Annotated in this window: 12 protein-coding genes and 1 pseudogene; 2 read left to right on the top strand and 11 right to left on the bottom strand. The window is 64.0% G+C overall.

Going from position 1 to position 12,020, the window contains the following annotated elements:
- Positions 1-25 precede the first annotated feature (25 nt).
- The 4 genes from O4H53_RS01140 to gstA form a co-directional block, all read right to left on the bottom strand.
- Positions 26-1,738, bottom strand: a complete 1,713-nt coding sequence (locus tag O4H53_RS01140; protein WP_269360687.1) for a thiamine pyrophosphate-binding protein — start codon at positions 1,736-1,738, stop codon at positions 26-28.
- Between the two features lie 124 nt (positions 1,739-1,862).
- A complete protein-coding gene (locus O4H53_RS01145; RefSeq protein WP_269360689.1) occupies positions 1,863-2,093 on the bottom strand; it encodes a tautomerase family protein in 231 nt (76 codons plus the stop codon).
- A 3-nt stretch (positions 2,094-2,096) separates the two neighbouring features.
- Positions 2,097-2,477, bottom strand: coding sequence for a nuclear transport factor 2 family protein (locus O4H53_RS01150; RefSeq protein WP_269360690.1), 381 nt, complete (start codon positions 2,475-2,477; stop codon positions 2,097-2,099).
- Positions 2,474-3,088 (bottom strand): glutathione transferase GstA, encoded by a 615-nt coding sequence (gene gstA / locus O4H53_RS01155; RefSeq protein ID WP_269360692.1) that lies wholly within the window; start codon positions 3,086-3,088, stop codon positions 2,474-2,476. Before gstA ends, O4H53_RS01150 begins: the two co-directional genes overlap by 4 nt.
- Before the next feature lie 97 nt (positions 3,089-3,185).
- Here gstA and O4H53_RS01160 point away from each other — a divergent pair, with 97 nt between their 5' ends.
- On the top strand, positions 3,186-4,073 hold the full coding sequence (locus O4H53_RS01160; RefSeq protein WP_269360694.1) for a LysR family transcriptional regulator: 888 nt from the start codon (positions 3,186-3,188) through the stop codon (positions 4,071-4,073).
- A gap of 97 nt (positions 4,074-4,170) precedes the next feature.
- On the opposite strand, the pseudogene O4H53_RS27155 reads toward O4H53_RS01160, so the two are convergent.
- The 7 genes and pseudogenes from O4H53_RS27155 to O4H53_RS01190 form a co-directional block, all read right to left on the bottom strand.
- Positions 4,171-4,419 (bottom strand): annotated as a pseudogene (locus tag O4H53_RS27155) (aminotransferase class III-fold pyridoxal phosphate-dependent enzyme); the annotation flags it as partial.
- A gap of 25 nt (positions 4,420-4,444) precedes the next feature.
- The gene (locus tag O4H53_RS01165) at positions 4,445-5,890 is read right to left on the bottom strand and encodes an amidase (RefSeq protein ID WP_269360696.1); all 1,446 of its coding nucleotides are present in this window, start codon (positions 5,888-5,890) and stop codon (positions 4,445-4,447) included.
- 129 nt (positions 5,891-6,019) lie between these two features.
- Complete coding sequence (locus tag O4H53_RS01170) at positions 6,020-7,099, bottom strand: TRAP transporter substrate-binding protein (protein ID WP_269360697.1); 1,080 nt, start codon at positions 7,097-7,099, stop codon at positions 6,020-6,022.
- A 29-nt stretch (positions 7,100-7,128) separates the two neighbouring features.
- Positions 7,129-8,685, bottom strand: coding sequence for a TRAP transporter large permease (locus O4H53_RS01175; protein ID WP_269360698.1), 1,557 nt, complete (start codon positions 8,683-8,685; stop codon positions 7,129-7,131).
- Positions 8,682-9,218 carry a TRAP transporter small permease subunit gene (locus O4H53_RS01180; protein WP_269360700.1) on the bottom strand — a complete coding sequence of 179 codons (537 nt, stop codon included), beginning with the start codon at positions 9,216-9,218 and terminating at the stop codon, positions 8,682-8,684. Before O4H53_RS01180 ends, O4H53_RS01175 begins: the two co-directional genes overlap by 4 nt.
- Position 9,219: 1 nt before the next feature.
- Positions 9,220-10,812: a gamma-glutamyltransferase family protein gene (locus O4H53_RS01185; RefSeq protein WP_269360702.1), complete on the bottom strand. Its 1,593-nt coding sequence runs from the start codon at positions 10,810-10,812 to the stop codon at positions 9,220-9,222.
- Positions 10,812-11,489: a GntR family transcriptional regulator gene (locus O4H53_RS01190; protein ID WP_269360705.1), complete on the bottom strand. Its 678-nt coding sequence runs from the start codon at positions 11,487-11,489 to the stop codon at positions 10,812-10,814. Before O4H53_RS01190 ends, O4H53_RS01185 begins: the two co-directional genes overlap by 1 nt.
- A 388-nt stretch (positions 11,490-11,877) precedes the next feature.
- Between O4H53_RS01190 and O4H53_RS27160 the strand changes: the two genes are divergently transcribed.
- The gene (locus O4H53_RS27160) at positions 11,878-11,979 is read left to right on the top strand and encodes a helix-turn-helix domain-containing protein (RefSeq protein ID WP_443069505.1); all 102 of its coding nucleotides are present in this window, start codon (positions 11,878-11,880) and stop codon (positions 11,977-11,979) included.
- The last annotated feature ends 41 nt before the right edge of the window (positions 11,980-12,020 follow it).

Below are 12,020 nucleotides of genomic sequence, written 5' to 3' on the forward strand. Positions count from 1 at the left end.
GGTGCGCATCAACCCCGGCCAAAGGTCACTTCAGCGTCGCAGGATCCATCAGATCGCCATAGTCCGAACAATCGCGGTGGCTGGCTGCCGGGTCGACCTTGACGTCGATCACGACCGGCCCGGACCGGCCATGCGCCTCGCGCAGGGCATCGCCCATCTGGTCGGCTTCCGTCACCGTCAGCCCCGAACCGCCCAGCCCTTCGGCAACCTTGGCAAAATCATGATCCATGAAATCGACACCGATCCGCTGGTTGCCCAGATTGTCGCGTACCATCCCGAGCCCGGCGTTGTTCGCAACAACATAGACCACGTCGATCCCCTGTTCTGCCGCCGTGGCGACGGCATCCATCGTCATCACAAAACCACCGTCCCCGATCAGCCCGGTCACCCGCTTTTCCGGGCAGGTGATCTTGGCCCCGGTTGCAGCGGGCGTGCTCCACCCCATGCCGCCGATCCCACCGGGCGCGACCAGCTGATGCGGATGGCGCAGCGGCAGGCGCGAGGTCGCCCAGATCCGGTTTGTCCCGGCGTCCAGCGTCAGCAGGTCCTGCGCCTCCAGGAATCCTCCCAGACCGCGCATGATGTCGGCATAATGCACCGTCCCCGGCGCGGTCTTGTACTCCGGCAGCACGCCATAATCGTTCTGTTCCCGGATCGCCGCAATCCGGCGAAGACGCCCGTCAACAACGCCCGCCTTTGGCTCCTCGACCCCCAGCAGGAAATTCAGCACATAGGCCACATCCGCCGTCACCGCCATATCCACCGGCACGACCCAGCCCGCGTTATGCGGATCGGTATCCACCTGAATGATCGTCTGATCTCCGGGCCGCATCATCTGCGCATCGCGGAACCGCGTGTATTCCGGCCCCAGGCTGCACCCCAGAACAAGGATCACATCCGCCGCCTGTACCATCCGGTTGGCAGAGGCAGAGGCCCAGTTGCCCATCATCCCGACCGCAATCGGACAGGTCTCGTCGATCACACCCTTGCCATGATAGCTCGACGCGACGGCAACACCCTGCGCTTCCGCAAAGCGCTGCAGCTTCTCGCCCGAACGGCTCATATAGACCCCGTTGCCCGCGATGATCACCGGCGCCTTCGCCCCTGCCAGCGCCTCGGCAATGGCCTGCAACGCCTTGCGGTCCGGCACCATCGGCGTGCGCCGCAGGTAGCCTTCGGTCGGATAAAGCCGCGCACGGGCGTCTTCCGGCACCTCCTCGCGGATGATGTTGGTCCGCATGATCATCGCCGCCGGTCCCTGCCGGGGCGTCATCGCATGTTTGATCGCAAGCTGGGTGCCATAGACCGCCTCGGTCGGCGTGGTCGCGTAAGTGGCGTATTTCGTCATGGTCTTGAGCACGGCAAAGGCATCACCGGCGCCGTAATCACCCGTCATGGTCTGATAAACACCATGCTGCGCGAAGCCGTCGTAACAGGAGGTATCCGTGATCACGACCATCGGCGAGGATGAGAAATACCCCTCCAGTATCCCGAAGGCCCCCGTGCTGGTGGCAAAGGGCCCCTGCGCCATCAGCACCCCCGGCTTTCCCGTCAGCTTGCCCGCCACCTGGGCCATGACCGAGGCACTTTGCTCCGAGCGCGCAAGCACAAGCTCGAACTCCTCCTGGCGGTCGTAAAAGGCCGGCAGCGACCAGGTGATGCCAAGGCCGGGCAGCGTGAATCCGCGTGTAATCCCGGCCTCGATGAATGTGTTGATAACGCCTTCGTTGGTTTTCATGGGGTCTCCTCTTCCCCCGCACCCTAGTCGTGTCAATTAATTCCGGCAAGCGCAATTATTAACCGCATAGTGGTTTTTATACGGTGAATGCACGAAGCCACTGCTGACAGGCCATAGGCTGCGGTCAGGCGGGGCTTCCCTGCTGCCGCCGATAATCCGGCACCGGCAACCCGCCAATCCCCCAGTCATCCAGCGCGACCTCGTCGATCACGACAAATGTCGTCGCGGGGTCCTTGCCAAGGACCTCCTGCAACAGATCGGTGACGCCCTTGATGAGGCGGCTTTTCTCCTCAGCCGAAGGGCCGGTTCCTTCAGGACCGCCTTCGCGGGTGATCTTGATGTTGACATAGGGCATGGGTCAGTCCTCTCGCGGCAGGTAAGTGAAGACCTTGGTCACGATGCACCATGCACCGTCATGCGGAACAAGTGTCAGGTGGTCGAGATAGCTGCGCCCCATCATGCTCATGCGCGCGGTAACGCGGGCCAGGCGGGGGCTGCCAAAAGCAATCTCAAGGATCGCCTCGTCGCGCGGATCACCGCGCCGGGCGGGCGGCTCGCGCCCGTCGATGCGGGTCATGTAGGTTTCAAGGTCGAGATACAGCTCGTCGCCCTCGGTGGCGCAGACATAGGCCAGTTGCGGATGAAAGACCCGGCGCAACATTCTGCTGTCCGCCTGATGCAGACCTTCGAAATAGACCTCCATCAGCTCTGCAATGCGGTGGTGTTCTACGGGATTCACTGGATCAATCCTTCGGCTTTCATCGCCTTTTGGGCGGAAGGCCGGGCAGCCACGCGATCGACCAGCGCGGCAAGGTTCGGCCAGTTCGACAGTTCAATCCCGGTGAAGTTTGCCCAGTTCGCCACGGCAAAGAGGTAGGCGTCAGCGACCGAGAATTGGTTGGCCACGAGCCAGATGCGGCCATCCGAGAGCTGGGCCTCTACCCGATCGAATTTCGTTCCGACCGCGATGCGGGCGGCGGCCTGTTCGTCCTCGGTGGTGCCTGCGCGGAACAACGGGCCAAAGGCCTTGTGCAGTTCGGCGGAAATCCAGTTCAGCGCCTCGTGCAGACGGGCGCGGTCGAAACTCCCCGGCGCCGGTGCCAGCCCGGCCTCCGGATGGCGATCAGCAATCAGCTGCAGAACTGCAGCACCTTCGGTCAGAACGGCCCCGTCAGGAAGCCGGAGGGCCGGCACGTAACCATTGGGGTTGATCGCCCGAAAATCCGCGCCGGATTCCGTGCGACCGGTATCGGTATCGACCGCCTCGATTTCAAAGGCCGCACCGGTTTCGTAAAGCGCGATGTGGCTGGCAAGGGGGCAGGCGCCGGGTTTGTAGTAGAGTTTCATCATGGGGTCTCCTGGTCTGGGAATACCCTGTCTCTAGCGCGCATGATGATTTATAGATAATATCGAGTTTTCACATAAATAATCAATATACCTAATCATCATGAAACATCATCAACTGCTCGCCCTGGACGCCGTCGTCGCCACCGGCACCTTTCGCGGGGCCGCAGAACGGCTGAACAAATCCCAAAGCGCCATCAGCCACACGATACGCCAGCTTGAAGACGAACTGGAGCTGAAGCTTCTGTCGCGCGACACCTATCGCCCGACCCTGACTGCCGAGGGGCGGGTGTTCTACCGCGAAGCCATTCGCGTCCTGACCGAGATGCGGGAACTGAATGCGACCGCGGCCCGGCTCCGCGCACATGAGGAGCCGGAGTTGCGCCTCGCCGTCAGCGCAACCTTGCCGCTGGACCTGCTTTTGCCGGTGCTGGCCGACCTCGGCAAAAGTTTCCCGGCGACGCATCTGCGGCTGTCCACGGAAATGATGGGCGGTCCGATTGCGCGCCTGATGGAAGGCCGGGCCGATGTCGCGATAGCGACCCTGGACGGTGTGCCGCTGGAGGAGGTCGAGACACGCCCCTTGGCCGTGGTCCATATCCGGCCCGTGGCCTGCCGCGCGCTGGCCGAACGGCTCGGGCCTGGCACGCTGCCTTTGTCGGTGTTGCAGGCGATCCCGCAGATCGTTGTCTCGGGCACCGCGGGACCCGACGACAGCCAGAGCCGCGACCTTCTGCCCGGTGCCCGCCGATGGACGGTTTCGGACTTTGCCGCCAAGAAACAGGTCATCCTCTCCGGGCTCGGCTGGGGCGGCATGCCGGATCACCTGATCCGTCAGGAAATCGCAGATGGCTCATTACGTCCAATAGCGGTCGATGGTTTCTCTCCGCGGCGTTCTGAAATCTTTGCCATGCGCCGCCGGGAGTCTTCTCCGGGTCCGGTCGCAAATGCCCTTTGGAAATGGGTCTCGGACCGTAACGCGACCCTTTGAATGCGCGGCGCACCGGCCCGCGCCGGCTTACCTCTGCCGCGGCCCTGGGGGATGAGGTTTTGGCCTGCCGGTCACGGACCAGCTCGCAGGACACCAACAGCCCCTTGTGATAGGCTTTCGCATGAACGATATGGCCACCGTTGCCCATGATCGGCTCGACCATGATCGCCGCAACGCCGCCGTTGAGACCCTTGGTGATCGCCTCCTCCATCAAATAGAGGCAAAGCGCCACCTCATGCGCCGCCGAAAGGGTGAGGCGCGGAGGGTATTCATCGGGGTGGAACACCGGCGAAATGGCGTGAAACGGATTCTTCAGATGCGGCCAGCTTGCGGACATCGTGGCGATCGACCACCCGCCGTTGCGCTTCCTATCAGACGTGGGTCACCCTGGGGTCAAAAACCGGCATCGGCCCGCCGAAAACAAGTTCGACGCAGCGGGCGGCCGCCAGCAGGTCCGCCTCGCCCCTCGGCTTGCCGATCAATTGCAGCCCGACCGGCACGCCCTGCGCATTGAGCCCGACCGGCACCGACATGGCGGGCAGGCCGACAGCTGTCGCGAGAAAGCCGCAATCCAGCCAGTCCATGTAGAAATCCAGGTCCCGGCCACCGACCCGGCGCACCCATTCCTCTTCGACCGGATGGGGCATGCAGCCGACGACCGGCGCCGCGAGCACGTCGACCTGTGCAAAGACCGTCTGGGTCTCGTCGTAGAGGCGGGAGCGGATGAGTTGCGAGTCGATGATTTCATCCATCTGCAGGTTCAGGCCGAACTGCAGGTTGTCCTCCAGCGTCTGCTTGAACCCGCTGCGGATCGCCGGGTCGATGTCGCGCATCAGACTGGCCCAGAGCAGGCCGCGCTGTATGTAATAGGCCCGCCGCATACCTGACAGATCCGGCGCAACCTCCTCGACCGAAGCGCCCGCCCGCGCCATCTTCTGCATCGCCGCGTCGATATGGCTGCGCATGTCGGTGTCGACCGCGCTTTCACCGGACAGGTCCGGCAGGTAGCCGATGCGCAATTTGGTGACCTCGGCCCGGTCTGTCGCCGCAAGATAGGGCGCGGACGCGCGGGCGTAGGACAGCGGGTAGCGCGCATCGAACCCGGTCATCGTGTCGAGGAAGAGCGCGCAATCTGCGACGGAGCGCGCCATCGGCCCCTGCACGCCTTCGGTGATATAACCCGCCTGGGCCGGTCCGCCCGCGACAAGCCCGGGACTGGGCCGCAGGCCCACCACACCGCAATAGGCCGCGGGGGTTCGCAGACTGCCGCCATGATCCGAACCCTGGCTGAGCCATGCCTGCCCGACAGCCAGTTGTGCCGCCGCCCCGCCCGAGGACCCGGCGGGGTTCAGGCGGGTGTCCCAGGGGTTCCGCGTGGCACCGAAGATGGCATTGAACGTATTGGCCCCGGCCCCGAATTCAGGCGTGTTCGTCTTGCCCAGCACCACGCCGCCCCGGGTCTCGATCAGGTCAACCAGCGGGTCGGAGGCTTCGGGCACGTAATCGGCCAGACCCGGCGTGCCGAAAGTGGTCCGCACCCCGGCCACCGCAGTCAGATCCTTGATCCCGACAGGCAGGCCATACAAAGCGCCCCGGTCTTCACCGGGTGTTTGAAGCGCCCCCGCCGCCGCCCGCGCCCGGTCGAAACAGGGTGTCGGCATGGCGTTGATCGCCGGATCCGTCTGGGCATGCCGGGTCTGGGCCGCGTCGATCAGCTCAAGGACCGACACGTCGCCCCGGCGCAGAAGATCGACCGCTTCGACCGCGCTGAGCGCGCAGAGCTCGGGACCAGTATAGATGGGGGTTTCGCGGGTCATAGGGTATCTCTTTGTGACGGTTGGGGTGGCCTGGCGCCTGTTCAAAACCGGATCACCCTGAACAACCCGCCGCCGATCCCATGGGCACCATCAGGAACCCGATCAGCGGCGGGAAGATCGCCGGGAACTTCAAAGGATGAAGTTCTGCCGTGCCTGCAGGAAGCCCGTGTCATAGAAGCGCTTGTACTGCGTCGCCTGACCGACATAGGCATAGTAGGCGTCGACGAAACGGCGGTGGAAATCGCTCGTCTCCTTCACCTCTTCGATCACCTCGCGGGAGGCGTCCTGGATCGCGGTCCAGACCTCATCGGGGAATGTGTCGATGGTCAGGTCCGGCATGGCGCTCAGCTTTTCATAGGCCTGCAAATGCGCATGCAGCGTATCGGCGGAGGACCGGTTGGCCTCGGCCTCGGTCACCGCTTCGACCATGACGCGCTGGCCGTCGGTCAGCGCATTCCAGGCGTCCATGCCGATGCCGAACTCGATGCCGCCGTAAATCTCAACCGGCGAGGGCGCATACATGTACTTTGCGACGTTCTGCAGGCCGAAGGCCAGGTCGTTCGACGGACCGACCCATTCGGCGCCGTCCAGCGCGCCGGATTGAAGCGCGGCAAAGATGTCGCCCGGTGGAATCGAGGTCGGATTGACGCCGAGCTTGCGCAGCACCTCGCCATAAAGGCCGGCAGCGCGGAAGTTCAGCCCCTGCAGGTCGTCGAGCGAGGTGATCGGTTTCTTGAACCAGCCGGCGGTCTGCAGGCCGGAGCCGCCACCGATGAACACTTTGAGGTTCCGCGGATTGGTGAATTCGTCCAGCAGCTCCTGGCCGCCGCCGTAATACATCCAGGCATGCATCTCATCGAAGGTCAGCCCGTAAGGGGCGGCCGTGAAGAAGGCATGCGCGATGTCCCGGCCGGAAAACCAGGTGCCGGAGCCGTGGTAGACCTCGGCGGTCCCGCTTTCGACGGCTTCCTGGGTGGCAAAGGGCGCCACCAGCTCGCCGGCGCCGAACACCTGCACGTTGATCGCGCCCTCGGTGATCGCGGTGACACGCTCCGCCCAGCGAAGGGCCGAGACGCCGGGCCCGGGCAGGCCGCGCGGCACGGAGGTGACGAGTTTCCAGTTATGCTGCGCCTGGGCGCTGGCGATCCGGGGGGCCGCGAGGGTCACCGAGGCGACGGATGCGGCGGTGATGAAGGCTCTTCTTTTCATTTCTTTATCATCCCTGTTGGTTGGGCCGCTCATTTGTAGATCGTGTCGGGGAGCCAGGTCGCCAGGTCCGGGACCAGGAAGACGATGGCCAGCGCGACGATCTGCAAGAGGATGAACGGCAGGATCCCCTTGTAGATGTCCAGGGTCTTCACGCTCTCGGGTGCGACGCGGCGGAAGTAGAACAGCGCATAGCCGAAGGGAGGCGTGAGGAAGCTGATTTGAAGGTTCATGCTGATCAGGATGGCGAACCAGACCGGATCGACACCCGCCGCCATCAGCGGCGGCCCGGCGATCGGCACGACGATAAAGATGATCTCGACATATTCGATGACAAAGCCGAGCACGAAGATGATCGCCATCACGACCAGCACCGCCGTCAGCTCTCCGCCCGGCAGGCCGTGCAGGAAACTCTCGACCATTTGCTCGCCGTGCAGGCCACGGAAGACCAGCGACAGCATCGTCGCCCCCAGCACGATCAGCGTCAGCATGGCGACCATACTGGCGGTGTCGACAGCGGCGTCCCACATGCCACCGCGCCGCAATTCCTGCAGCAGGGCACTGAGGGTGCCAAGGCACATCACGACCAGCGCCACCAGCCCGATGCCCCCCGCCAGCGGCGAGGCCTGCGCACCGCCGGACAGTTTGACGGCAACCAGCGCAAAGGCGGCGGGCAGTACCGCCATCAACAACAGCATGCGCCAGAGCGGCACGCCGTCGCGGTTCATCGCTGTCATCACCAGCGCCCCCGCCGCGCCAAGCGCCGCGCTTTCGGTCGCTGTGGCCACGCCACCAAGGATCGAACCGAGCACGATCACGATCAGCAGCAAAGGCATGAGCAGGGAATAGGTGACCTCGCGCAGGTCCGGCCGGGTCCGGTTGCCCGCGGCATCACGTGTCACCACCGGCGGGCAGTTGGCCGGGGTCCGGATCGAAGTGAACAGAATGTAGAGGATATAGAGGACCACCAGCAGGATGCCGGGAAGGAACGCCCCGGCAAAGAGATCCCCGACGGAGACAGGTTCGACCGCCCATTCCCCGGCTGAGCGCCGCCCGGCCTGATAGGCCGCCGAGATCTGATCGGTCAGCAGGATCAGCAGGATGGAGGGCGGGATGATCTGACCCAGCGACCCGGCCGCACAGATGACCCCCGACGCCAGGGATTTCGAATAGCCCGCCTCAAGCATCGCCGGCATCGCGATCATGCCCAGCATGAAGATCGTCGCCCCGATCACCCCGGTGGACGCCGCCAGAAGCGCCCCGACGATGACCACCGCATAGGCCATGCCGCCTTCGCGGTTCCCGAAAAGCGCGCCCGCCGTCAGCATCATCCGCTTGGCGATGCTCGACCGCTCCAGAAGCCCGCCCATCAGGACAAAGAGCGGCACCGACAGAAACACGTCGTTGGTCAGGATGCCAAAGGCCCGCGACGGGAAGGCGGCGAGAAAGCCCAGATCGAACACGCCCAGCCCCGCGCCGAGGAAGGCGACCACCGTCGGCACCCCGATCAGCACAAAGGACACCGGCGCACCGGAGAGGATACCGCATAAAAGCGTGACCCCGAGAAGGACAAGCAGGGCACCGCTCATGTCGCATCGCTTTCTTCACTCGGATTGCGCCGGTAGAGGCGGGGCCGGAGCCCGAGGATCAGGGCGACAACGGCAAGCGTGACAAAAAGCAGCGCCGTGATCGTCTTGAGGATGAAAAAGCCCGGCAGGCCGCCCAGGGTCGGAGAGCTTTCCAGAACCCGCCAGGAGGTCTGTACCATCGGCACCGATTTCCACGCCGCCCAGGCCATTGCCGGGAACAGCAGCCCCAGAAGGGCGATGCGGTCTATCCAGTCGCGCAGGGCGGGCGGGAAGCGCTGGTTCATCACGTCCACGCGCACGCTTTCATTGCGCAGCAGCACCCCGGCGAGCGGCAGCGAAACGATGAAGAAAAAGAGGTAGGTCAGCAGATCGGTGGCCCATGGCGCGCCGATCGAGAAGACATAGCGCAGGGCCACGACGACGATCTGCAACATCAGCAGCGAGATCACGGCGACAGCCGCCAGACCGCGCAGCGCGCCCGCAAAACTGAAACGGGGTCGGGTCCGGGATTTGAAAGGCGTCGGACCGTTCATCCTACACCCCCAGGGCCATGCCGTCTTTGCGCGGGTCGCTGCCGCCGGTCAGAAGGCCACCGGCCACATCGCGGCGGATCGCCTGCGCCCCGCCCATGCCGACCGGCGGGCGTTGCACCTTGTACCCCATCTCTGCAAGGCGGGCCGCAACACTGTCGTCAAAGCCCTGTTCCAGATCAAGCATGCCGGAGGTGATGTCGAGGAAACTGCGCGGCGCGTCGATGGCGGCCTGGATGTCCATGCCATAATCGACAAGGTTGGAGACAAAATGGCCGTGGCCCGTCGCCTGATAGGCCCCGCCCATCACCCCGAAGGGCATGGCATATTCGCCGGGTTTTTCCAGCAGACCGGGGATCAGCGTGTGCAGCGGACGCTTGCCGCCGCGCAGCTCGTTCACATGGCCCTCTTCCAGCGTGAAGCCCGCGCCCCGGTTCTGCAGCCCGATCCCGAAACGTTCCGACGCGAAACCGGAGCCATAGGGCCAGAAGATCGAATAGATCAGCGACACGCAAAGCCCGTCGCCATCCACCACGGTGATATAGACCGTATCCTTGTGCAAAGCCTCTGTTCGCGGCCGGATCAGGGTGCCGGCCCGTTTCGGGTCGATCTCGGCGGCCAGCGCATCGATTGCCGCCTCGGACAACATGCCGTCGAGAGACAGCGTCGCTTTGCCCGGATCGCCGACAAAAAGGTTGCGGGCACCGTAAGCCAGGCGCGTGGCCTCGGCTTCCAGGTGAACCCGCTCTGCCCCATTGGGGTCAAGTGCGCCGATATCGAACTTTTCAAGCAATGCCGCGATCAGAAGGGCGGTGGCCCCCTGCCCGTTCGGCGGCAATTCAACCAGATCATGGCCGCGATAGGCGCGCCGGATCGGGGTCACCGCATCGGCGCGGGTCTTGGCAAAATCTTCGGCCGTGTGGACACCGCCCGCTGCGCGCAGGCTCGAAAGAATGTCCTCCATGATCGGGCCTTCATAGAATGCGCCCACACCGTCCTTTGCGATCAGACGGAGTGCTTCGGCCTGGCCGGGTGCCACAAAGATGTCGCCCTCGCGGTAGGGTTTGCCGTGGTTCAGGAAATGCTGCCGCCCCGCCCCCTGAAGCCGGTGGCTGAAATGGTCGGCGTCGATGGCGGTGCGGCGATGCACCGGCACCCCGGTTTCGGCATAGCGGATCGCCGGGGCCAGCACCGTGGCCAGGTCCAGCCGACCCTCTTCCGCGATCAACCGCCCAAAGGCATCGACGGCCCCGGGCACGGTGACGGAATGAACCGAATCGAGCCCGATGGCCCGCATCCCCTGCGCCCGCAGATCCGCCGCGTCCAGCGCCGCAGGCGCGCGGCCAGACCCGTTCAGGCCGCGGCTTTCACCGGTCCTGGCATCATGGATCAACGCAAAGACATCGCCACCCAGCCCGGTCATCGCAGGTTCGCAAAACCCCAGAACCACCGCCCCGGCCACCGCCGCATCCACCGCATTGCCGCCCTGCCCCAGAACCTCGATTGCCGCGCGGGCGCCGAAGGGGTGCGACGTGGCGCACATCGCGCCGGTGGCGAACATCTGTGCGCGGCCGGGGCCGAGATATGCATGGCTCATCAGGTTCTGCCTTTTGCCTTGGGCGCATCCGGCTGCGCCGCCGTCTCTTCAAAGAATTGCTGGAGGGCGATCAGGGCCTGGGCGATATGTTCGCGCATCAGCGCCCCGGCGCGATCCCCATCACCGACCAGCACCGCCTCGGCGATTTCGGCGTGTTGATTATGCGGACGCCCCAGATCGGCATCATAGCTTTCCATGGTGAACAGCGCGGCGCTGTAAGGGGTGATCTTCAGCCGGGTCTCTTCCGCCACGGTCTTGAGCATCCAGTTGCGCGCGCCGTCATGCAGCAATCCGTGAAATTCGAAATCCATCTCCAGCGCAGCGGAGCGATCCTTGCGCGCGGTGATATCCTCGGACGTGGCGATCAGGGCACGCAGGCGCAACCGTTCGGATTCGTTGAACCGCACGGCGGCGCGGGCGGCACAAAGCGCCTCGATCTCTCCCATGGCCTCGAAAGCCTCGCTCAGCTCGGTCCGGTCAAAGCTGCGCACGACCGCCGACCGGCGGGGCCGGATTTCGATCAGGCCGGAGGCGCCAAGCTGTCGGATCGCCTCGCGGATGGGTGTGCGTGACACGCCGAAACGCTCGGCAAGCTTGTGTTCATCAAGGCGGTCTCCGGGTTTCAGCTCCCCAAGAAGAACGAGGTCGGCGAGTTGTTGTCGAAGCGTATGGGGCATGGGTTCTCCTGTCCTCTCTACGCTAGATTCTGTTTCTGCATTCTGTAAAGCGAAATTGCATACAAAAATGATGTTTCGCATACTTGTAGAGACATATTATTGTTTTTATTATGTATTTTGGAAATTCCTGCCCGGCATCAAAGGCATTTCACCGGTGACAACACGGGAAAAGGGGCGCCCACCGCCCCTGCGCGCGGTCTCCGGGCCAGAATCCGGTGCTCTGCGATGGCAGGGCTTCACTAGACTTCGACCAAGAGCTGATCTGCTTTGAACCGCCTTGCAAGCCAGACCCAGACCAGGGCGCGCTTCGAGATGAATATGCGACATCGAACCTCTTCACGGCGGAAACGCCCGTGAGCCGTCGCCCGATCAAGATGCGCCAATTGGAATTTTTCCGCAGGTCGCGGATTGCAAGTCGGTTACAAAGGCCGCCGAAGCGCTTCATACCGCGCACCCAAACGTATCGCGGATCATTCGCGGGTTGGACTAATTGGTCGGAAACCGGCTGTTCAAGCGCAGCCGCGAAGGCGT

The organism is Sulfitobacter sp. G21635-S1 (genome assembly GCF_027213915.1).
In the GTDB taxonomy this organism is placed as follows: domain Bacteria; phylum Pseudomonadota; class Alphaproteobacteria; order Rhodobacterales; family Rhodobacteraceae; genus Sulfitobacter.

Excerpts from the sequence above, each read along its gene's own strand:
- O4H53_RS01140 (WP_269360687.1), bottom strand. The coding sequence starts at position 1,738 with ATGAAAACCAACGAAGGCGTTATCAACACATTCATCGAGGCCGGGATT.
- O4H53_RS01145 (WP_269360689.1), bottom strand. The coding sequence starts at position 2,093 with ATGCCCTATGTCAACATCAAGATCACCCGCGAAGGCGGTCCTGAAGGA.
- gstA (WP_269360692.1), bottom strand. The coding sequence starts at position 3,088 with ATGATGAAACTCTACTACAAACCCGGCGCCTGCCCCCTTGCCAGCCAC.
- O4H53_RS01160 (WP_269360694.1), top strand. The coding sequence starts at position 3,186 with ATGAAACATCATCAACTGCTCGCCCTGGACGCCGTCGTCGCCACCGGC.
- O4H53_RS01165 (WP_269360696.1), bottom strand. The coding sequence starts at position 5,890 with ATGACCCGCGAAACCCCCATCTATACTGGTCCCGAGCTCTGCGCGCTC.
- O4H53_RS01170 (WP_269360697.1), bottom strand. The coding sequence starts at position 7,099 with ATGAAAAGAAGAGCCTTCATCACCGCCGCATCCGTCGCCTCGGTGACC.
- O4H53_RS01175 (WP_269360698.1), bottom strand. The coding sequence starts at position 8,685 with ATGAGCGGTGCCCTGCTTGTCCTTCTCGGGGTCACGCTTTTATGCGGT.
- O4H53_RS01180 (WP_269360700.1), bottom strand. The coding sequence starts at position 9,218 with ATGAACGGTCCGACGCCTTTCAAATCCCGGACCCGACCCCGTTTCAGT.
- O4H53_RS01185 (WP_269360702.1), bottom strand. The coding sequence starts at position 10,812 with ATGAGCCATGCATATCTCGGCCCCGGCCGCGCACAGATGTTCGCCACC.
- O4H53_RS01190 (WP_269360705.1), bottom strand. The coding sequence starts at position 11,489 with ATGCCCCATACGCTTCGACAACAACTCGCCGACCTCGTTCTTCTTGGG.